The sequence below is a fragment of the Corynebacterium aurimucosum ATCC 700975 genome (assembly GCF_000022905.1).
GTDB classification, from domain to species: Bacteria; Actinomycetota; Actinomycetes; order Mycobacteriales; family Mycobacteriaceae; genus Corynebacterium; species Corynebacterium aurimucosum_F.
This window is the reverse complement of record NC_012590.1, coordinates 1588619-1608901: the sequence shown is the minus strand read 5'-3', so window position 1 is coordinate 1608901 and position 20283 is coordinate 1588619. Positions and strand designations below refer to the sequence as shown.

The following is a 20283-nucleotide window of genomic DNA, read 5'->3' as shown; positions in this document are numbered from 1 at the left end:
GGCCTCAGAGTCTAGTCGTCGGGGAAGGGGAGAACCCAACACGCCGAGTAGACGCAGCCTCTAGGCCCTAGCCCGTGGGTGGGGCACGGTGGAAGCAAGGTAGGCTGGGCCGCGTGAATGAGCAACATCCCCTCGTAGATCCGGTAAGTCCTTTTGGTGAGATTCAGGTAAAGCGCCTTGATAAGGAGCTTCCGCTGCCGCAGCGCGCCCATCGTGGCGATGCCGGTGCGGATCTCTATGCTGCGCACGATGTCACTTTGCGTCCCGGCGAGCGGGCTTTGGTCGGCACGGGTATAGCCCTTGCCCTGCCGATGGGCACGGTCGGCTTGGTCCACCCTCGCTCCGGCCTGGCAGCCAAGCACGGGATTTCCGTGGTCAACACACCAGGCACCATCGATGCGGAGTACCGCGGTGAGATTAAAGTCTGCCTTATTAACCACGACCCAGTAGAAACTTTTGAGGTTGAGCGGGGAATGCGTATTGCCCAGCTACTTGTGCAACGCGTGGAGTTGGTGGGTTTCCGTGAGGTTGAGGAACTCGATGACACCGCTCGCGGTGAAGGCGGTTACGGCTCCACTGGCGTCAACTGACCCCGAATAGACCGGAAACACACACGAATTAAGGAAGGCACTAACCATGGCGATGTGGCCCTTTGGCAAAAAGAAGAAGGACGAGAATAAGACCGAGGACGCGGGGAAGAACCCGGATGTCCGTCATGACGAGGCTGTTCCGGAGTCAGCAGAGACCGTAGACGATACCGCTGCCTCGGCTCCTGCCGATTCCAACGCTGGCCCAGTCCGCGAAGACAGCGATGTTTTTCATGGTGTTACCGGGCTTAAGGCCGTGGCGCATGATGCCATCAACGGGGAAATGGGCCCCTACGACGGCGATAACGTCGATATTGCTGAGTTTAACTTTGAGGATTTCTCGGTTGGTTTGCTGGACCTGGGTTCCATGCGCATCCCGCTGCCCAAGGGCTCGCAGGTCCAGGTGGAGATGGGCCAAGACGGCCCGCGCATGCTCCACATCCTTACGCCGCACGGCCGCATGACCCCCGTAGCTTTTGCAGCGCCGCGCACGCCAGGGCAATGGGCGGAATCTGCGGAGGATATCGTCCAAGGCTTGGAAGCCGATGGTTTTGCCGCACACCCAGAGGACGGACCTTGGGGATCTGAGATTGTTGGCTCCAGTGACAAGGGCGGTATCCGCATCATCGGTGTGGAGGGGCCGCGGTGGATGTACCGATTGACCCTGGCTGCCCCGGCGGGCAAGGAAGAAGAGCTCGCAAAGCTGGGGCGTGAAGTCGTCGCCCGCACCTTCATCTACCGTGGTGAGGAGCCTATCCTGGCCGGAAGTTCGCTTCCTGTTATGCTGCCGCAGCAACTGGCCGAACAAGTTCAGCAGGCCCTGAAGCAGCGCCAGCAGCAGGCCGCCGATGCCGACAACACTGCAGCACCGGAGGCCGCATCAGCTACCGCGGGCGCCGAGAACGCCGCGGAGGCCCAAGCCCGCGAACAGCTGCGGGATCTCGAAGACAACGAGAAGAACTAAACCTTTAAACGTTGTTTTCTCTCCCCGGCACTAGCGAAAAGGATTCTTAGTACACGTGACCACCCCTACGCCTGAAGAGCACGATTTCACTGAGCACGGCACCGACCCCAACCCCGCAGATACCGCGGGGCCGAGTGCCGATACGTCACCGCAGGCAACGGCCGTGGTCTCGGATTCCGAGGCGGAACCATCGTTGCTCGAACAGATGGGAGGCCTGACTGGGCTCGTGTCCGCGACCCTGCCGGTGCTGGTTCTCATCCCGGTCAATAACGTTTGGGGTCTGGGACCAGCTCTGGCTGCGGCGCTCGGTGTGGCATTGGCCATCAGCGTGTGGCGATTGGCCCGCAAGGAGACCCTGCAGCCAGCTGTTTCCGGTCTGTTGGGCGTGGCCATCTGCGCCGCTATTGCCTGGTTTACAGGGGATGCCAAGGGCTATTTCCTTTATGGAATCTGGATGTCGCTCGTGCTGTTCATCGTGGCGGTGGTCTCTATCATCGCGCGCTGGCCACTCGTGGGCGTGGTCTGGAAGGGCCTAAACGGCGATGACATGGGTTGGCGCACAGTGCCGCAGGCGCGGCGGGCTTATGCCTTGGCAACAGCGGGGTGGGCCGCAGTTTTCATCGCCCGGTTCATCGTGCAGCGCGCGCTGTACGACGCCGACGAGACCACCACCCTCGGCATCGTCCGTATCCTCATGGGCTGGCCGCTGACCGGTATCGTCACCATCCTGACTGTTTGGATGGTGCGCCGCGCCAACGCTGCTGTTGAGGAAGCGAAGGGCTCCGAAAAGACTCAAGGAGAAAACTTATGACTAAGACTGAGCGGAACGCTGAGAGCGCAGCCATCACCAAAGGCCAGTCTTTCGATACCACCGTCGAGCGCATGGGGCACGGCGGTGTCGGAATCGGCGCAGCACCCGACGGTCGTGTGTGTTTTGTCCCAGGCGCTTTTCCCGGAGACCAGGTGACTGTGACCGCCGCCAAGGTGAAGAAGTCTTTCGTGGAAGCCGAAATCAATGCTGTGCTCCAGGCAAGCCCTGACCGCGTTGAATCTGCCTGCCCGGCGGCACAGCGTGGTGCCGGGTGCTGCGACTTCGCTGAGCTAGACCCAGCGGCGGAGCCAGGAATCAAGGTCGCAGTTTTGCGGGATCAGCTGCGACGGGTGGGACGCCTTGAGAATGTTCCGGAAATCGAGGCCGTTGATGTGGCGCCCCAGCGAGGGTGGCGCACGCGGGTCCGGTTGGGCGTCGACAAGCAAGGGCGTGCTGGTGTGCGCAAGCGCGGATCCACAGAACTGATTACGGACGTGGCGTGCAGCCAGCTAATACCAGGCCTTGTCAGTGGTCTGGTCGGTCCTGGTGCCCGCACATTTAGCCCTGGTGCGGAGGTCATTGCGGTCATGGACAGCGACGGAAACCGTCACGTCGTGGAAACCAGGAAGGCGCCGCGCGGCCGGAGGGTCGAGACTATTCGAGAGACCATCGAGGCGCCGACGCAGGACGTAGTCCAACGCGCTGATGGCCACGAGTTTCACTTCCCACCCACCGCCTTTTGGCAGGCACATATCGGCGCACCTGATGTCTACACACAGCTTGCGCGCCAGTGGCTCGCGGCCGAAGGAGAGGCCGAAGAGCATGAGGCAACGAGGGAATCCGAGGTCACGGCAGTGGCTTGGGATCTCTACGGAGGGGTAGGGCTGTTTGTTCCCGCCCTGGCTGAAGTCACTGCACCTGAAGGCGGACACACAACGGTGTATTCCGTCGATTACTCGCCGGCGGCTGCGGTAGCGCAGCCGGGGCTTTCGGACATTGATGTGCACTTCCGGACGGCTAAGGTGGAGCAGGCCGCAAGCCAGCTGCCGCGGCCAGCAAGGGTCATTTTGGATCCCCCGCGCACCGGTGCAGGTGTTGAGGTGGTGGAGGCCATTGCTGCCGCGGCGCCGCAGCGCGTCCTTCACATTGGCTGTGACCCCGCTACATTTGCACGTGATATCGCTGCGTGGTCCGAGCGCGGCTACTGCCTGGAACGCCTAGCTATGGTGAATGCCTTTCCGGGAACACACCATTTTGAGACCTTGGCGCTGCTGGTTCCTGCGGCATAACGCAGGATGCATCCGCGGCGGAAGAACCCGGGGTAATGATTGACGTGTCACGCGTATAAGCGGGTACGGTGGTAGAGAAGAAAACGATCGATGAAGGGGTTTAAGGCAAGCTCTATGGGCATTCTGGATTCCATTCAATCACCAGGCGATCTCAAAGCCCTGAGCAAGACGCAACTGGTTGAGCTCGCGGCGGATATCCGCCAACGCTTGATTGAGAAGGTGTCCGCCACGGGCGGTCACCTCGGGCCCAACCTGGGCGTTGTGGAGCTCACGGTGGCGATCCACCGCGTCTTCGATTCCCCGCGGGACCCCATCGTCTTCGATACCTCGCATCAGTCTTATGTGCACAAGATGCTCACCGGCCGTGCCAACCAGTTTGATTCCTTACGCCAGAAGGGCGGCTTATCTGGGTACACGGACCGTGGGGAATCGGAACATGACTGGACCGAATCCTCACACGCTTCGGCAGCGCTATCCACGGTGGATGGCCTTTCCAAGGCATTCAAGATTCGCGGTGAATCGCACCGCAATGCCGTGGCAGTCGTCGGTGATGGTGCCCTCACCGGTGGCATGTGCTGGGAGGCACTGAACAACATCTCTGCGGATAAAGACCGCAACGTCGTCATCATTGTTAACGACAATGGCCGCTCCTATTCGCCGACCATTGGCGGCCTTTCGGAGAACCTCGGGCGCATTCGTGCACAGCATGGTTATGACGAGTTCATGGAGCTGGGCAAGAAGCGCCTAAAGTCGATGGGCTGGGTAGGCGAGCGCACCTTTGATGCTCTGCACGCGGTCAAGGAGGGCGTAAAGTCCACCGTTCTGCCCACCGAGATGTTCCCAGAGCTGGGAATCAAATACATTGGCCCCATCAATGGCCACGATATCGACGCGGTGGTCCGGGCACTGAGCTATGCCCGGGACTATGACGGTCCCATCATCGTGCACACCGTCACGGAGAAGGGACATGGCTTTGCCCCGGCGGTCAATGAGCCGAAGGACCAGATGCACTCCACCGGAGCTATTGACCCGGTCACCGGTGTATCCAAGGGGCAGAAGCAGCCGGGGTGGACTGCGGCCTTTTCCGAGGAACTCATCAAGGCCGGTCATGCGCGCGAGGATATCGTGGCTATTACCGCTGCTATGGCGGGGCCGACGGGCCTTGCGCCTTTCCAGGAGGAATTCCCGGAGCGATTCTTCGATGTTGGCATCGCGGAACAGCATGCCATGGCCTCCGCCTCTGGTCTGGCGCTGGCCGGAATGCACCCGGTAGTGGCGGTGTACTCCACCTTCCTTAACCGTGCAGTGGACCAAGTTGTCATGGACATCGCGCTGCTCAAGCTGCCCGTCACCATCGTTCTCGACCGCGCCGGTGTCACGGGCTCTGATGGTCCATCGCACAACGGAGTGTGGGACATGGCGTTGATGAGCATCGTCCCGGGGATGCGCATTGCAGCACCACGCGATGGCGCACGCCTGCGAGAGCTTTTCAATGAGGCCATCGCTATCGAGGATGGCCCCACGGTGGTGCGCTTCCCTAAGGGCAATCTCCTGGAAGATTGTGAGGCGATCAAGCGCCTCGATGATGGGGTAGACATTTTGCGCTATACCGATGCTGCCGAATCCGCGGATGAGGCAACCGATGTGCTTATCGTCTCCATCGGAGCCATGAGTGCTCGTTCTTTGGGTGCCGCCGAGGTACTAGAGTCTCAAGGCTTCAACGTCACCGTCGTGGATCCGCGCTGGCCGGTGCCGGTCCCGCAATCCATCGTTGCACTCGCTGCTGATCATGATCTTGTGGTCACGGTGGAGGATGGCCTCTTGCGGGGTGGCGTGGGTTCCATGGTGGCGGAAGCACTCGACGCCGCGGATGTGGATACCCCAGTTCACCGCCTTGGTGTTCCTGGATGCTTCCCCAAGCATGCCAGCCGCGGAGAAATCCTTGAGGAATTCGGGCTGACCCCGGAGGGAATCGCGGAATCCGTCAGTGAGTGGGTAGCTGCTCGCAGCTAAAAGCGCCGGGGAGCGGGGCGCTACCGCGCTAGTCCGCGACGCAGGAGCGGCGTGGACAGCTCCACCTGCCATTCGCGTGCGCCTTGGGAACGCAGGAAATCGGGGATATCGGCGTCTGCTGCGATTTCGCCTGCCACACCGCCTTCAGGTCCGCAGGCTGCCCAGACTACAGTGCGGACCAAGCTGGGTTTGAGGATTAGCTCGTAGCTCATGCCCAGCTCTTCACCGAGGTCTTCGAAATCACCACGAATCTCGGTATAGAGCTGCCACAGCTCGGGGAAATCCCGGTTAAAAACTGATTTGGAAGGAACCGGGTGTGGGCTGCGCAACGCCTTCGGCCACTGCTGACGCGGGCTAGCAAGGGCGGTCTCGACGGCATCGAACCAGCGCAAGGTGGCGCCGCCGCGCCGGCGGGGGAAGCCTTTAACTTGATTGATTTCGTGCGGGGAACGGGGCACGCGGCGAGCGATTTCGACGAGCACGCGGTGCGACAGCACTCGGTTAGGGGCGATGTCTTGGGAGCGAGCGATGGATTCGCGCCGCTGCCACAGCTCACGGGCCACCACGAGTTGCTCGCGGGATCGCAGAGAGGAGACACCCTTAAGAGCCCGCCACGACCTAGGTTCAGGCCCAGTGATGCGGGCATGGTCTTCGACAATCCTCTCGAACTCTTCATAAGCCCAGTCGAGTTTGTCCTGCTCCGCAAGAATATCTCGCAGTGTCACGGCGAGCTCGTTGAGAAGCTCCACGTCGAGCGCCGCATAATTGCGCCACTTCCGCGGGATGGGGGTTTCGGACCAGTCGGAATCGCCGTAGCCTTTTTCCAGCTCAACGTCGAAAAGCTCCAGCACCATTGCGGCCAAGTTAGGGTGTGCGAAACCGGCGAAGCGGGCAGCCAGCTCAGTATCGAACAGCATGCCTGGGTATAGGCCCAGCCACGCTAGGCTTGGGAGATCGGAAGGGGCGGCATGGACCACCCACTCTTGCCCATTGAGCACCGGTGCGAGTGCTGCGTGGAGCTCGTCGCGGTGGTGCTCTGGGGCGAATAAGAACGTGCCCGCACCCTCGCGGCGGACTTGCACGAGGAAGGCGCGGTCATCAAAACGGTAGGACGAGGCGCGTTCCGTGTCGATGGCAAATGGCCCCGTGCCCGCGGCTAAGCGGGCGGCACCGGCCTGAAACTCACGGGGAGAAAGGAGGACTTTCGGCGTTCCATCAACCGGTACCTGGCGCAATTCGCTCATCTTAGCGTCCGAGTTCGGCTACGCCCTCTGGCGGCAAACCAGCGACGAGGGAGAGGACTTGCGCAAAAGCTTCGACGTGTGGGGCAAGATCCAGGCCGGATGCAGTCCACGAGGCGCGCATTTCTAATTGGTAGGCGCGCGGTGGTCCGCCGATTTCGCCGAAACGAACGGAAGCGGTCGAGGTGACGGTGCCGCCCAAGTTCGTATGGGTAGCTTCGCGCACGTCGAGGGATTCAGTGAGCCATTCCCAGGCGACGTCGGGAAGCAGCGGATCGCCGGCGACGGCATCGTCCAAGTCTGCCTGGATGTAGGCCACCAGGCGCATCGCACCTTCCCAGGCTTCCTCAGCGCCTGGGTCGTGCAGCAGGATGAGGCGGCCGAAGGCATCGCCTTCAGAGTCAGTTGGGATAAGGTCCCCGTGTTCTTTGCGCTCAACTTCGAGGCCGATGGCGTGGCTGAAGGGGGTCAGGCGTTGCGGTGGGCGGATGGTGCCCAAGGTGATTTCTGGGCGCAGCCGTGCGGCATGGAGGGACTCGACGGCCTCCGTGAAGGCGGTCGGAGTGCTCGGCTCCGCAGGGCGCGATTCGGCGGAAGAGGCGGCGGCGCGATCGTGCAGGTTGGTCGGTGCCCCTGCGAGGTTGCGCGAAGAAACGTCGGAATTGCTCACGGGGTTCAAGGTATAAGCTCCGCCCGTGTGGCGGTGGAAGGCGCGCCGAAAGGCTAGTGGCGCGGGGGGCGCCTCCAACTTATGATGGATAAGAAACTCTGTTGGTTGAAAGAAGGAGAAAGGCATGTCGAAGGTCAACTTCGCCGAGCTCAACAAGGTCCAGCGCTATTCGCAACACGCGGTGTTCCAGGTCATCCCGGGTGCGTTGGGCACGGAGCGCGAGGAGATCGTCGCGCAGGCGCAGAAGTTCTTCTCTGAACTCGAGGAAGCAGGCGTGGTTACCGTGCGCGGTATCTATGATCTGTCCGGGATGCGGGAGAGCGCTGATTACATGATCTGGTGGCACGCTGAGGAATTCGCCGACATCCAGAAGGCCTTCGCGGACTTCCGCCGCGAGACCGTCCTGGGCCAGGTTTCTGAGGTGACGTGGGTGGGAAATGCCCTGCACCGCCCGGCGGAGTTCAACAAGTCCCACCTGCCGTCCTTCATCATGGGTGAGGAGCCCGGTGAGTGGATTTCCGTCTACCCCTTCGTGCGTTCCTACGATTGGTACACCATGGATGAGGAAAAGCGTCGTCGTATCCTCATGGAGCACGGCATGCAGGCACGCGATTACCCGGATGTGCGCGCGAACACTGTGCCGGCCTTCGCGCTGGGTGACTATGAGTGGATCCTGGCCTTTGAGGCTCCGGAACTGCACCGCATCGTGGACCTGATGTACCTGATGCGCTACACCGAGGCTCGCCACCACGTGCGTGAGGAGATTCCCTTCCACACGGGTCGCCGCGTGAAGGATGTGGCGGAGCTAATCGCGATTCTGCCTTAAGGGTCGCGATTGTGCCGGAAGCCGGTTGAGGGTTTAGTCCTCGACCGGCTTTTCTTCTAGGTCGAGGCAGATGGAATTGATGCAGTAGCGTAGGTCCGTCGGCGTATCATAGCCTTCGCCTTCGAAGACGTGTCCAAGGTGGGACTCGCAGTTTGCACACAGCACTTCGATGCGGCGCATGCCCAGTGAATTGTCCTCGCGTTCAATGACGGCGTCACCAGCCAGCGGCGAGAAGAAGGACGGCCAGCCGCAGTGCGATTCAAATTTCTCCGTGGAGCGGAAGAGCTCGGCGCCGCAGGCTCGGCAGGAGTACACGCCCTCGGTGGTGGTGTTGGTGTATTCACCGACGTGGGGTGCCTCGGTGCCAGCCTCGCGCAGGACGTGGTATTCCTCCGGGCTTAGGCGCTTGCGCCATTCAGTATCAGCAATGAGCTTGAAATCAGTCATGCGGGGATTCTATCGCTCGCTTGAGGCTTGGAGCTAGTGCCTCGCTCCGCGGTCCACCAGCCTGAGACAGAGGCGGCGGTGACCACGATGAGCAGTCCCCAACCAAGGGTGGCGATGAAGACGCTCATCCAGTGCGCGGCGGTGGGCATGCTGGCCGACGTCCACTCGAGCGGCGCCAAGAATAAAAATGCGGCCAGCCATGCTCCCCACGTGTGGAAGACCGAGCGCGCAAGCACCGCCGTAAACAGCATGGGGATAAGCCACATGGAGTAGTACTGCTGGCCTAAGGAGGAAAGGAAGAAGATCCCGACCATGATGGCACCACTGGTGCTCAGCGCCCAAAAGGTGGGTTCACTGTCGCGCCAGCGCAGTAGGCCGAGGATCGCCACTGCCGCTAGCGCCGCGAAGAGCAACCAGATGGGGTAGTAGATGATGCCGGGGAGATCGAAGTAGGCGCGCACGCCCGGCCACGAGGCGTTGGCATAATCGCGCGTGGTGGACAGGTAAGGAAGAAGGTTGGCGCGGAAGCCCTCCACACCGGGGACGAACGGCCAGGCTGCAAGGTTGGCTACCAGCGGTACAGCTACGCCCAAGCCCACAGTGAGCCAGCGCTTGCGTACGAGGGCGAGGAAGAGCAGCGGGGCAAATTGCGGCTTGACCACGATTGCCAGTCCGATGCACAAGCCAGCGGCCCAGCCGTGTTTATCCAGCAAGGCCAGGAACGCCACCATTGCGAGCAACAATAAACCGTTGATATTGGTAAAGACCAACGTGTTGATGACTGATTCGGTAGCGAAGGCCGCGGCGATGCTGACCGGCCACAACGGGCCTCGCAGGCTGTGGCCTACGAAGCGGGTCAGCACGGCCAAAGCGGCAATGATGGCTGCGGCGTTGGCCAGAATGAAGGCGATGCGCGCGTGTTCCTCGGACACGAGCCCCAAGGGGGACAGGAGGACCGTGGCGCCTGGGTTATACAGGTAGAGCGGTTCGACGAAGGAATAGTTTTGCTCGTAGACCGGGGTGCCCTCCCATAGGTTCCGGATGGCGCGGTAGACGGTGCCGAAATCATCAGTCACCGTGCCGTTGAAGGCGAGCACGAAGATGCGATGAAAGACCACAACAATGGCGGCGGGCCACGCGGCGGCCGTCCATAGTCGCGCAGGAGCTGAGAGCGAGGGAGCCGGAGAAGTCACGGCAGCACAGTTTACGGGGTCTGAGTGCGCCGGTAGCGCAGAAACACCGTGCTGTCGACGGCAGTGACGTTCTCCAGCTCGAGCTTGAGCGCGGGGGAGGTAGCCGCGCCGTCGACGACGGGCTTTTCGACGGAAGGGGATAGGTGCGGATCAAGCGTCAAATAAAGCTTGTCCATGAGGCCTTCTGCGATAAAGGCGGAGTAGACGGATGGTCCACCCTCGCAACTTATGCGGCGCGCGCCCTGGGCTCGAAGGGCAGCAATAGCCTCGCTCATGGTTCCGGTACCTGTGCTGATGACTTCGGCACCGGCGTTGGCTAAGCGCCGTGCCTCGGGCGAAGACGCTCGTTCCTCCGGGGTAAGAACAATGGGGCCGGAGGCTATAAACTCCTCGAACCCGGCAAAGTCAAGGGAGTGGCTGAGCACGGCGAGCCGCGTGCTTGTCGACGGTCCGTACTCTTCCGACTTCACCGTGGCTGAGCCGATGACGGCAATGTCGGCCCACTCACGCAGTGCAGCGAAGAGCTGAGCGTCGGTGCCGTTGCCCATCGGTCCTGAGGTTCCATCGATGGTGGCGGAGCCGTGGAGAGTGCTCACCGCGATCAAGCGGATTCCTTCTCGGTCAGGCCCCATGAGGTGTTCGATCAGCGCGGTGTCACTCATGGCGCCCTACGGTACCTAAAATGTCGACGACGGCTTAGGGTGTGGGATTAGTCGGAGCGTATGTGATCAGGCGCGTTGGAACCGCCATGTGCCGAAGCGCAGCGCAGAGGCTCCCCAATGCAATAGCAAGAGCACCAATAAAGCAAGGGACAACCGGTGCCAGCCTTCATCCCAGGAGCCAAGGCACAAAGTGCCGACAGGGAATGTGGAGCCCCACCAGCCTGGGCCATAAGGGGCCCACGCAACTACCGCTTGGTAAAAGCAATACATTGCGAATACTACGCAGGGCGCACCAATGATGAACATGATGATGCCGTAGAGGTGGGCGTCAAAAAGCAGTGTCGAGGCCGCCGTTGACTGTCCAACCACGCCGAGTGGGATCCATGCCGTACCCGCAGCCGCCTCGCGCGGCCTATCTTGACAGCGTACTAAAGACCAATAGCAATAAGCGAACAGCGGAATTGCGGTGATGAACGTGAGGAAGAAGCAAAGCTCACCGGCATAGTGGTAGAACTGCCCGTGATTGATAGCCAATTGACCCGCGGAGGTCGCCGCCACCATGGGGGAGACCAGCGCCAGCCCCCAAGGAAACGCGGGCTTGTCGTAGTGGTCTTGCTGTTTGAACAACCCCCACAGCTGCCACAGGCAGACCACGACCGAAAGCGGTGCGCCAATCCACCAACTTGCCAACTGGAAGGCATCGGTTCCGGTCAGCGCGGTCCATGCCGAGCCGCACGCCAGCAGGCCCATCGTGTACATGCCCCACGCAGCCATATTCTGGTGTCGAGGCGGTTCATTTTTCGCGCCCACGGTAAAAATCACCAGCAGAACAGCTGCGATAAGAGCAAAAACAATTTGGCCTACGCGTAGACCATGCAAACCCGACAAAGTTGACGCAATTGAGGTTCCCATCAAGGAGCCTGCCCAGGATGGGCCGTACTTTGGCAACTGCACATCTATCACCCTATGCCTGCACGTGTTGCTATTGAACCATTATGGAGTTATCGGGTAACTACGCGTGGGGGCAGGTCCAATATCGTGCAGACTTTATTAACCATGCCGTGTCCCCCAACGGGTTAAGCTATCGTGTCTGGCTTTCTTGGCCAGTTTCAGGAACAATGAGAAAACACCCCTGGGTGAACAGCTAAATGCGGATTCATTTTCCACATAGTATCCACGCGGAGGCTTGTGTTATACGCTGCACGTCTTTAACCTGCAACTTTAATGGTGGTCCTAGCTGGGATTGAACCAGCGACCTTTCCGGTGTGAACGGAACGCTCTCCCACTGAGCTATAGAACCTCGCTGCAGCACTTAAGGTACACCGCGCGTATGGAAACCCCTAATCGTCCAGCTCAACCGCGCTTTCATTTACTCTGCGTGGCTGCTCGCGGCTGTTGGGATGTAGTGGCTGCTCAAGGCTGTGTGAGAACGGATGGATCTTGGAGATCTCCCGTCAGTACTAGTGTGTTCCTAGTGCAAATCATGCGCAATCACTGTAACCGCAGTCTCAATCACACTAATGTAATCCATGTGCTGTTGGATGGTTGGGGATTAGTGCTGTGGGCTGCGGATTTGGAAACTAGGGCGGTGCACGATAAAGTTTCTTCTCGCACCACGGCATACCAGCCGGGAACGTGCAATGCGGATGTAGCGCAGTTGGTAGCGCATCACCTTGCCAAGGTGAGGGTCGCGAGTTCGAGTCTCGTCATCCGCTCCAGGACTTTCTTGACCTTCAGCCTTATCGGCATAAGTAGAGAGTCTTGATAAATACATAAGCGCGATTAGCTCAGTGGGAGAGCGCTTCCCTGACACGGAAGAGGTCACTGGTTCAATCCCAGTATCGCGCACAAGGACTTAGTCCTAGAAACCGGGCCTGGTTTCGAATGCGGATGTAGCGCAGTTGGTAGCGCATCACCTTGCCAAGGTGAGGGTCGCGAGTTCGAGTCTCGTCATCCGCTCCAGCACATGTAGTGTGTGAGGCGGTATCGCCACGGTGGAATGGCCGAGTGGTGAGGCAACGGTCTGCAAAACCGTGCACACGGGTTCGATTCCCGTTTCCACCTCAAGAGCTGGCACCCAATTCTGGGTGCAGTGAGCGCGTTTAGCTCAGCGGGAGAGCGCTTCCCTGACACGGAAGAGGTCACTGGTTCAATCCCAGTATCGCGCACAAGGAGTTCCTTGCGGACTCCATGGCAAGCTCCGTCTTGCCACGCGGATGTAGCGCAGTTGGTAGCGCATCACCTTGCCAAGGTGAGGGTCGCGAGTTCGAGTCTCGTCATCCGCTCCACATCGAGTGCCCCTCCAGTTTGGGAGGGGCACTTTCTAGTTTTCCCTCTCCCGGGCCGACTTCGGGGGTTAAGGGGGGCAGAGGGGGCTCTTCCCCGTCGGCGAGAGAACTTCCGGTCAGCTGTTTATGATGTTTCTCACAGTCTTGTCGTCTCAAGGAAGTAGGCATCATGAAAGCCTTTTCTCCACCTTTGTCTTCCCCGCAGGGCCTGTTACGCGGGGTCTTTGCTATTCTCGTAGCTCTTCTCATCGCGTTTCTCAGCGTGGCGTCGGTGCCAGCTTTTGCACAGAATCCCACTGGGGTGACGCCCAGCGCCGAGCCGAGCTCCGAAGCTGCCCCCAATGGGGGTGCCGCCAATTCCCAGAGTGGTGCAACGATGCTCGTCCTCGACTCCTCTGGCTCGATGAATGTGCAAGACGCTGGCGGACAGACTCGTCTCGATGCCGCGAAAGACGCAACGAAGAAATTTGTATCTGAACTCGGTGGCACCATTCCTCTCGGCCTCGTTACCTATGGCGGCACGGTCGACGAGGCACCAGAGAACCAAGAAGCAGGGTGCCAGGATATCCACGTGGTCAGCGGTCCTAAGGAGGACGTAGGGGATTCTTTCACCGGTCCTATTGATGCACTTCAGGCGAAGGGGTATACCCCGATTGGCGATTCCCTGAAGAAGGCCGCCGAGGAATTAGGTGGTCAGCACGGCACCATTGTGCTTGTCTCTGATGGAATCGATACCTGTGCGCCGCCGCCAGTATGTGAGGTGGCCAAGGAACTCCACGAGCAGGGCATTGACCTGGTCATCAACACCATTGGCTTTAACGTCGATGAGGAAGCCCGCAAGGAGCTTTCCTGCATTGCAGAGGCCGCAGGCGGCGAATATCTCGACGCCGATGATGCTGACTCACTGGCAGCGATGATTAAGAAGGCCGCTGGACGCGCCGCGGACATCTACCAATCCGATGTCGAACAGATTGAAGGTAGCGAAGATATCAGCCAACCAACGCCGCTGCCGCGCTGGGAATCCGGTGGATCCTTTGTCTTTCGCGCGCAACTGGAGCCGCCGACTAACGGCGGCGAGGATACTCACAAGGATTTCCACGCGGAGTCATGGTCTATTCCCGTCAAGCCGGGCGAGCGCTATGTAGCGTCGATATACAAGACTTTGGATGGCGCTGTGGTCAGGCCGCAGAGTCTCAGAATGTCGGTCTTCTTCGGTGACGGTTCTGAGCCACCGACGGGAAACCATGGCGGTGAACAAGGCTCCATTGAGTGCACCGCTGATCAGGACTCCTTCCATACCGGCATTCGCGCAGACGCTTTGCCTAGCGCGAGTGCTTTTACACGAGAAATCGGATCCGAGAAGTGCCCAAGTGACGAACTTGTCTTGACAGCAAAGCGATCTATGACCCACAAAGCTGAGGAGCCCCTAGACGTAGAAATCCTCCTGCACCGCATTGACCCTGTAACCAATATGGATGAGCTGGTGAGTGGGATGGACAGCGAGGTAGAGGGCGAATTGCACGCCAAATTTGAAGGCGCTGAAAAAGTTCGTGCGGCTAGCTGGTTCGGCGATGCCATTGAACTACAAAGCGGAGATACCATCGAGACCGATATCGTGCGCGGTGAGGCGCAAGTCTTCAAGGTTCCTATGAAGGAAGGGCAGCAGCTTGCCACTGCCTTGAAGGTAGGCGAGATGTCTGACGAGAATGCCTTGAAGTATTCGAGCCTGAATTTGGAGATTCTAAACCCCGCGCGCGAGCGAGCTGGTGACAACGAATTTATGTCGGCGGTGAACGAGGAGCAAGAAATTGCGGCGCACTCGGTTACACCGACGGCTTTCGCTAACCGTTTCGGTCAAAGTCAGGCAAACGGGCAAAAAGCCCAAGCCAACTGGTTAGAGGGCGACTACTACGTCTTGGTGACTCTGGATGCGGGCACGGATTCCGAAAAGGAGGATGAGGTACTCGATGGCAAGCGAGACACGGTGAAATATGCTCTCACCGCCAAGGTGTTGGGGGAACCAATCCAAGGGCCCATTTATGAGCCCGTCAAGGACAAGACTGAGGCACCGGAGAGTGATGGTGACGAAGGAAACGTGGACCAAGCAGCAAGCGCCGATGAGGATAAGGGCCTCGGCCTGGGCACTCTCAGTTATTTCCTAGCTGCGGCCCTGGGCATCATCGCTCTTGCCGTAATCATCCTGGTAGCTATCCTTCTGCGCGGACGTAGCCATTAGAAGCACTACAGAAAACACGACCTTGCTGCTGGAGAGGGCAGGGAACTTTTCCGCCGCGTGCAACGACTACTTGATAACCCCACGCACTCCATGTGGGGTGAAGGATTGGCTCGAGGATCCCTCCCGGCGATAGGATGAGGGAACCTTCAATCAAAAGTTTCATCAGACCATCAAGGAGTAGTCCGAGAAATGCAGCTGCGTCAGGTCACTACGGGAATTACCGCTGGGGCCGTGGGCCTTGCGATTGGGTTGTCCACGCCGCTAGCGATGGCACATGACTCAGTCATTGGCGGAAACGTGGTGGGTGACGCACCGCTGGAGGAGTTTCCTCGTGAAATCACGCTGGAGTTCTCTGGTATTCCTCGGGATGACTTCAATACTTTTGCCGTGAGCGATAAGTCAAGCGGTGAGGTGCTCTTTGACGCCACCCCAACCATTGATGGCCGCAATCTCACCGTTGAGGTTCCGCAGGACATCGAACCTGGTGATGGTGAATACCAGGTCGGTTTCCGCATTACCTCCTCCGATGGCCACTCCACGCTCGGTTCCGTGCCGTTTAGCGTGGGCTCTGGGGCCGGCGGACATGAAGCCGCAGATACTTCTGACGATGGCGCCAAGGAAGGCGAAGAGGCGCAGGAGTCTCAGGATCCGCTGAGTTCCTTGCCCACCGCGGCTAAATGGATCGTTGGCGTAGGAGCAGTTCTCGTCGTCGGCGCAGCGCTCTTTGCCTTCGGAGCAAAGACCCGCCGCGCTGGTGGAGAAGGCTCAGAAGGCTGAACACTCCACGGCTCTGATGAGTCGAGAGTCAATCCGCACTTTCCTTAACTACTGTTACTGCAGAAAGGCATGTCCCATGCTGAATACCCGTTCTTTCCTCCGTGTCTCCGTGGCGGCCCTCGCAGCAGGCAGCCTGACCTTGGCGGCTTGCTCCCCGAGCGAAGAGGATTCCGCCGCAGCTCCGTCGAGCGCTGCAAGCAGCGCTGAGAATGGCGCTGAGAAGGACAAGGACGCAGAGGCCAGTACTTCGGTTTCTTCCTCCGCTGAATCTGGCGTAATTTTCGAGGATGCTGTCGCGCGCGCCATGGAGAAGGACTCCGATATGACCGCTATCTTCGGCACGCTCCACAACAACACGGACAAGGACATCAACGTAGTTGGCTTCAGCTCTTCGGTGAAGGCGAAGCACTACGAGATCCATGAGGTTGTCGATGGCGTCATGCAGGAGAAGGAAGGCGGTTTCGATATTCCCGCTGGCGAATCCCTCGAGCTCGCGCCGGGTGGGTTCCACTTCATGCTGATGGGAGTGACCGAGCCCGTCATGGCCGGTGAGACCGCAACCCTGACGCTGGAGCTTGCCGACGGCTCCACGATCGAGCTCGGCGATATCCCGGTGCGCACCATTGGTGCCGGCGATGAAGACTACGGCGACATGGGCCACATGAACCACGGCGATATGGACCACGGATCCATGGATAATGATGAGCACATGGACCACTCGGACTCCGCAGACATGTCTGACATGAAGAAGGAAGAGCACGCGCACTAGAAACCAGCGTGTTCCGGGCCAAGGTAGGCAAGAAATCGGTTCTCACGAGATAGGGAGATATCAAAGATGAGCGGGTTCGAGGAACCTGTCAGTCGGCGTGGACTGCTCGCCGGAAGCGCTGTGGCGGCAAGCGCGGTAGCGCTTGCAAGCTGTGCGAAAGGGGATGAACCTGGACAGGCATCTGCGGATGCCTCCGCGGATGCCTCTCGCGCAGCGCAGGCTGGGGACGCCGGCAGCACAGGCCCGGTAAACCGCGAGGAGACCATGGGCGACGATATCGTCGCCTTCGACGGGAAGCACCAAGCAGGCATCCAAACTCCGGTTCAGGCGCACGTGGAATTGGTGGGCTTTAACCTCAAAAAGGACACCACCGCTCGCGGCGCGGCCGCGTTGATGCGCCTGTGGACGGAGGACGCCCGTCGCCTCTGCACCGGTGAGAACCCGTTGGGCAGCCTCGAACCCGAATTGTCTACCACCCCAGCAAACCTCACCGTCACGTGCGGTTGGGGAGAGGGATTCTTCGACACGGTGGACGTCGCCAAGCCCAGCTGGCTGCGCGATATCCAGGCTTTTGACCATGATGACCTCCGCCCGGAATGGGGCCAGACGGATATCGTCCTGCAGATCTGCAGCGATGATCCTTTCACTGCCGCCTTCGTATTGCGGCATATGACCCGCGCGGGCAAAGATTATGCCGACGTTGCGTGGATCCAGCAGGGGTTCAGTCATGCCTATGGCTCCGCACCGAAGGGGATGACTCCACGCAACCTCTTCGGGCAAAAGGATGGAACGGTCAATCCCCGTAGCGATGAAGACTTCAACGAGCAAGTGTGGATCGAAGACGGCCCCTTCGCCGGTGGCAGCGCCATGGTGGTACGCCGCATCCACATGAACCTGGACACATGGGAGCAGCTTGATCGCGCGGCACGTGAGAACTCGACTGGGCGCACTCTCGATACCGGAGCTCCTATAGGCGCTAAGGACGAGTTTGACCCGGTGGATCTGGATGCCCGTAACGAGTTTGGGCTTAAAGCCATTGATGAAAACTCTCATGTCGCCAGAGCGCATCCGCCGGCAGAGCATCCAGAACAAAAGCTTTTGCGTCGCCCGTATAACTACAACCTGCCGCCGACTCCGGAGACCACCCAGCGCGGTGAACTTAGCAACGCCGGATTGATCTTCATCTGCTACCAGAAGGACCCGACGACACAGTTCGAGCCTATTCAAGCGCGTCTTGATGAAGCGGATCGCCTCAATGAGTGGATTCGACACATTGGTTCGGCCGTGTACTTCATGCCAGCCGGAACTGAAGGCGAAACCTTCTGGGGCGAGTCGCTCATACGCAGTTAAGAGGGGTAGACTAAGCCGCTGTAACTTTCTCGTTGAGTGCTGCTCGGCCAGGTATGTCGAGCGGCGCGTGAGCGCAAAGGAGCGCACCAAGTCATGGCGGAAATGATTCCAGCAGTCCCGGTGAACTACGAACCAATCACGGTCCCAGCCGGTACTGCCGTGGGAGCAGCGATGCGCGAGCATGAGCTGCCCAACAAAGGCCCGGAAGCTGTCGTCGTCGTCCGCGGCGCCGATGGCACCCTCTACGACCTTTCCCACACCCCGGACACGGACGCCGAGTTCACCCCGGTTGCTGCCTGCGAGGAAGACGGCCGCGCCGTTATCCGCCACTCCTGCGGACACGTCATGGCCCAGGCAGTGCAGGCGGAATTCCCCGGCACCAAGCTGGGCATTGGCCCGGCCATCGAGAATGGCTTCTACTTCGACTTCCAGACCGCTAAGCCCTTCACCCCAGAGGACCTCAAGGCCATTGAGAAGCGCATGAAGAAGATCATCAAGGGCGGCCAGCGCTTCGAGCGCCACGTCTACGCCAGCACCGAAGAAGCCGAAGCGGCACTGGCCAATGAGCCCTTCAAGCTGGAGCTGGTCCAGGACAAGGGCAATGTGGATCCGGATTCCGATGAGGCCGCCGAGGTGGGCGCCGGAGATCTGACCCACTATGACAACGTCAACCCGCGTACCGGCGAGGTGGAGTGGTTTGATCTCTGCCGCGGCCCGCACGTGCCGACCACCAAGTACATCCCGGCATTCACCCTGACGCGTTCCTCTGCTGCCTACTGGCGCGGTGACCAGACCAAGGCTGGCCTGCAGCGCATCTATGGCACCGCCTTCGAATCCAAGGAGGCCCTGGAGTCCTACAAGACCATGGTGGAAGAAGCTGAAAAGCGTGACCACCGCCGCCTGGGTGCTGAGCTGGACCTATTCTCCTTCCCGGATGAGATTGGTTCCGGTTTCCCCGTCTTCCACCCCAACGGCGCCACCGTGCGCATGGAGATGGAGGAGCATTCCCGCCGCCGACACATCGCGGACGGCTACTCCTTCGTGTCCACCCCGCACCTGACCAAGGGGGACCTGTTCAAGAAGTCCGGCCACCTCGATTTCTACGCGGACGGCATGTTCCCGCCGATGCAGCTCGACGGTGAGTGGGACGCGGACGGCTACTGCACCAAGCAGCCGCAGGATTACTATGCCAAACCGATGAACTGCCCGATGCACAACCTCATCTTCGCTTCTCGTGGTCGTTCCTACCGTGAGTTGCCGCTGCGCCTCTTCGAGTTCGGAACGGTCTACCGTTACGAGAAGTCGGGCGTTATCCACGGCCTGACCCGCGCCCGCGGCTTTACCCAGGATGACTCCCACATTTACTGCACCCCGGAGCAGCTCGAAGAAGAGCTGACCAAGGTTCTGGAGTTCATCATTTCCTTGCTCAAGGATTACGGCTTGGATGATTTCTACCTTGAGCTGTCCACTAAGGACCCGAACAAGTACGTTGGCTCTGATGAGATTTGGGAGCGCTCGACGGCTATTCTGCAGTCCGTGGCGGAAAAGTCCGGTCTTGAGCTGGTCCCGGACCCGGCAGGCGCGGCCTTCTACGGCCCGAAGATCTCTGTCCAGGCTCGCGATGCCATTGGCCGTACCTGGCAGATGTCTACCGTGCAGCTGGACTTCAACCTGCCGGAGCGCTTCGAGCTGGAGTACACGGCGTCGGATGGCTCCAAGCAGCGCCCGATCATGATTCACCGCGCACTTTTCGGTTCCATCGAGCGTTTCTTCGGCGTGCTGCTGGAGCACTACGCCGGCGCCTTCCCGGCATGGCTGGCCCCGCACCAGGTGGTGGGCATCCCGGTGGCGGATACCTTCGCCCCGCACCTCGAGAAGGTCTGTGCCGAGCTGCGCTCCCGCGGCCTGCGCGCTGACGTCGATACCTCTGATGACCGCATGCAGAAGAAGATCCGCAACCACACCACCGGCAAGGTCCCGTTCATGCTCCTGGCAGGTGAGCGCGACGTCGAGGCAGACGCCGTGTCCTTCCGTTTCCTTGACGGCACGCAGGTTAACGGCGTGCCCGTGGAAGCTGCGGTCAACGTCATCGAGGCTTGGGTTCGTGAGCGCAACAACGAGCAACCGACGAAGGACAGCATCGCCGAGCGCGTCTAGATG

The 20283-nt window shown here is 60.0% G+C and carries 17 protein-coding genes and 7 tRNA genes; 17 read left to right on the top strand and 7 right to left on the bottom strand.

Going from position 1 to position 20283, the window contains the following annotated elements:
* Positions 1-113 precede the first annotated feature (113 nt).
* The 5 genes from dut (at position 114) to dxs (ending at position 5664) form a co-directional block, all read left to right on the top strand.
* Positions 114-590, top strand: coding sequence for a dUTP diphosphatase (gene dut / locus CAURI_RS07595; RefSeq protein ID WP_010190213.1), 477 nt, complete (start codon positions 114-116; stop codon positions 588-590).
* Between the two features lie 46 nt (positions 591-636).
* Entirely contained in the window at positions 637-1551 is a 915-nt protein-coding gene (locus tag CAURI_RS07590) for a DUF3710 domain-containing protein (RefSeq protein WP_010190211.1), read from the top strand.
* A 55-nt stretch (positions 1552-1606) separates the two neighbouring features.
* Positions 1607-2362: a DUF3159 domain-containing protein gene (locus tag CAURI_RS07585; protein WP_010190210.1), complete on the top strand. Its 756-nt coding sequence runs from the start codon at positions 1607-1609 to the stop codon at positions 2360-2362.
* Positions 2359-3651, top strand: a complete 1293-nt coding sequence (locus CAURI_RS07580; RefSeq protein WP_010190209.1) for a class I SAM-dependent RNA methyltransferase — start codon at positions 2359-2361, stop codon at positions 3649-3651. The genes CAURI_RS07585 and CAURI_RS07580 overlap by 4 nt, the downstream gene beginning before the upstream one ends.
* 114 nt (positions 3652-3765) lie before the next feature.
* Positions 3766-5664 (top strand): 1-deoxy-D-xylulose-5-phosphate synthase, encoded by a 1899-nt coding sequence (dxs, locus tag CAURI_RS07575; RefSeq protein WP_010190208.1) that lies wholly within the window; start codon positions 3766-3768, stop codon positions 5662-5664.
* Positions 5665-5684: 20 nt separating this feature from the next.
* Here dxs and CAURI_RS07570 read toward each other — a convergent pair whose 3' ends face one another.
* Both CAURI_RS07570 and CAURI_RS07565 read right to left on the bottom strand, forming a co-directional pair.
* Positions 5685-6908 (bottom strand): HRDC domain-containing protein, encoded by a 1224-nt coding sequence (locus CAURI_RS07570; RefSeq protein ID WP_010190207.1) that lies wholly within the window; start codon positions 6906-6908, stop codon positions 5685-5687.
* Between the two features lies 1 nt (position 6909).
* Positions 6910-7575, bottom strand: a complete 666-nt coding sequence (locus tag CAURI_RS07565) for a DUF3000 domain-containing protein (RefSeq protein ID WP_012715083.1) — start codon at positions 7573-7575, stop codon at positions 6910-6912.
* A gap of 124 nt (positions 7576-7699) precedes the next feature.
* On the opposite strand from CAURI_RS07565, the gene hemQ reads away from it, so the two are divergent.
* Entirely contained in the window at positions 7700-8401 is a 702-nt protein-coding gene (hemQ, locus tag CAURI_RS07560) for a hydrogen peroxide-dependent heme synthase (protein ID WP_010190203.1), read from the top strand.
* Positions 8402-8434: 33 nt separating this feature from the next.
* Here the strand turns inward: hemQ and msrB are convergent, their stop codons facing one another.
* The 5 genes from msrB to CAURI_RS07535 all read right to left on the bottom strand — a co-directional run bounded on the left by msrB (position 8435) and on the right by CAURI_RS07535 (position 12003).
* The gene (gene msrB / locus CAURI_RS07555; RefSeq protein WP_010190201.1) at positions 8435-8848 is read right to left on the bottom strand and encodes a peptide-methionine (R)-S-oxide reductase MsrB; all 414 of its coding nucleotides are present in this window, start codon (positions 8846-8848) and stop codon (positions 8435-8437) included.
* Positions 8845-10041: a glycosyltransferase family 87 protein gene (locus CAURI_RS07550; protein WP_012715082.1), complete on the bottom strand. Its 1197-nt coding sequence runs from the start codon at positions 10039-10041 to the stop codon at positions 8845-8847. The genes msrB and CAURI_RS07550 overlap by 4 nt, the downstream gene beginning before the upstream one ends.
* A gap of 11 nt (positions 10042-10052) precedes the next feature.
* Positions 10053-10703, bottom strand: a complete 651-nt coding sequence (locus CAURI_RS07545; protein ID WP_010190199.1) for a dihydrofolate reductase family protein — start codon at positions 10701-10703, stop codon at positions 10053-10055.
* A 66-nt stretch (positions 10704-10769) separates the two neighbouring features.
* Entirely contained in the window at positions 10770-11657 is an 888-nt protein-coding gene (locus CAURI_RS07540; protein ID WP_012715081.1) for a TDT family transporter, read from the bottom strand.
* 271 nt (positions 11658-11928) lie between these two features.
* Positions 11929-12003: transfer RNA gene (locus tag CAURI_RS07535), tRNA-Val, on the bottom strand.
* Between the two features lie 342 nt (positions 12004-12345).
* On the opposite strand from CAURI_RS07535, the gene CAURI_RS07530 reads away from it, so the two are divergent.
* The 11 genes from CAURI_RS07530 (at position 12346) to thrS (ending at position 20280) form a co-directional block, all read left to right on the top strand.
* Positions 12346-12421, top strand: a tRNA-Gly gene (locus CAURI_RS07530).
* A gap of 58 nt (positions 12422-12479) precedes the next feature.
* Positions 12480-12551, top strand: a tRNA-Val gene (locus tag CAURI_RS07525).
* Between the two features lie 38 nt (positions 12552-12589).
* A tRNA-Gly gene (locus CAURI_RS07520) sits at positions 12590-12665 on the top strand.
* 31 nt (positions 12666-12696) lie between these two features.
* Positions 12697-12767 (top strand) — tRNA-Cys (locus CAURI_RS07515).
* 32 nt (positions 12768-12799) lie between these two features.
* Positions 12800-12871: transfer RNA gene (locus CAURI_RS07510), tRNA-Val, on the top strand.
* Positions 12872-12915: 44 nt separating this feature from the next.
* Positions 12916-12991 (top strand) — tRNA-Gly (locus CAURI_RS07505).
* A gap of 169 nt (positions 12992-13160) precedes the next feature.
* Complete coding sequence (locus CAURI_RS07500) at positions 13161-15227, top strand: vWA domain-containing protein (RefSeq protein ID WP_010190197.1); 2067 nt, start codon at positions 13161-13163, stop codon at positions 15225-15227.
* A gap of 189 nt (positions 15228-15416) precedes the next feature.
* The gene (locus CAURI_RS07495) at positions 15417-16004 is read left to right on the top strand and encodes a copper resistance CopC family protein (protein WP_010190196.1); all 588 of its coding nucleotides are present in this window, start codon (positions 15417-15419) and stop codon (positions 16002-16004) included.
* Positions 16005-16080: 76 nt separating this feature from the next.
* Positions 16081-16773: a copper chaperone PCu(A)C gene (locus CAURI_RS07490; RefSeq protein WP_010190195.1), complete on the top strand. Its 693-nt coding sequence runs from the start codon at positions 16081-16083 to the stop codon at positions 16771-16773.
* 66 nt (positions 16774-16839) lie between these two features.
* Positions 16840-18123 carry a Dyp-type peroxidase gene (locus CAURI_RS07485; RefSeq protein ID WP_012715079.1) on the top strand — a complete coding sequence of 428 codons (1284 nt, stop codon included), beginning with the start codon at positions 16840-16842 and terminating at the stop codon, positions 18121-18123.
* Between the two features lie 93 nt (positions 18124-18216).
* Complete coding sequence (thrS, locus tag CAURI_RS07480; protein ID WP_010190191.1) at positions 18217-20280, top strand: threonine--tRNA ligase; 2064 nt, start codon at positions 18217-18219, stop codon at positions 20278-20280.
* The last annotated feature ends 3 nt before the right edge of the window (positions 20281-20283 follow it).

What these genes read in the sequence shown, in the direction of transcription:
- CAURI_RS07590 (WP_010190211.1), top strand. Translation starts at nt 637, where the DNA reads ATGGCGATGTGGCCCTTTGGCAAAAAGAAGAAGGACGAGAATAAGACC.
- CAURI_RS07580 (WP_010190209.1), top strand. Translation starts at nt 2,359, where the DNA reads ATGACTAAGACTGAGCGGAACGCTGAGAGCGCAGCCATCACCAAAGGC.
- dxs (WP_010190208.1), top strand. Translation starts at nt 3,766, where the DNA reads ATGGGCATTCTGGATTCCATTCAATCACCAGGCGATCTCAAAGCCCTG.
- CAURI_RS07570 (WP_010190207.1), bottom strand. Translation starts at nt 6,908, where the DNA reads ATGAGCGAATTGCGCCAGGTACCGGTTGATGGAACGCCGAAAGTCCTC.
- hemQ (WP_010190203.1), top strand. Translation starts at nt 7,700, where the DNA reads ATGTCGAAGGTCAACTTCGCCGAGCTCAACAAGGTCCAGCGCTATTCG.
- msrB (WP_010190201.1), bottom strand. Translation starts at nt 8,848, where the DNA reads ATGACTGATTTCAAGCTCATTGCTGATACTGAATGGCGCAAGCGCCTA.
- CAURI_RS07545 (WP_010190199.1), bottom strand. Translation starts at nt 10,703, where the DNA reads ATGAGTGACACCGCGCTGATCGAACACCTCATGGGGCCTGACCGAGAA.
- CAURI_RS07500 (WP_010190197.1), top strand. Translation starts at nt 13,161, where the DNA reads ATGAAAGCCTTTTCTCCACCTTTGTCTTCCCCGCAGGGCCTGTTACGC.
- CAURI_RS07495 (WP_010190196.1), top strand. Translation starts at nt 15,417, where the DNA reads ATGCAGCTGCGTCAGGTCACTACGGGAATTACCGCTGGGGCCGTGGGC.
- CAURI_RS07490 (WP_010190195.1), top strand. Translation starts at nt 16,081, where the DNA reads ATGCTGAATACCCGTTCTTTCCTCCGTGTCTCCGTGGCGGCCCTCGCA.
- CAURI_RS07485 (WP_012715079.1), top strand. Translation starts at nt 16,840, where the DNA reads ATGAGCGGGTTCGAGGAACCTGTCAGTCGGCGTGGACTGCTCGCCGGA.
- thrS (WP_010190191.1), top strand. Translation starts at nt 18,217, where the DNA reads ATGGCGGAAATGATTCCAGCAGTCCCGGTGAACTACGAACCAATCACG.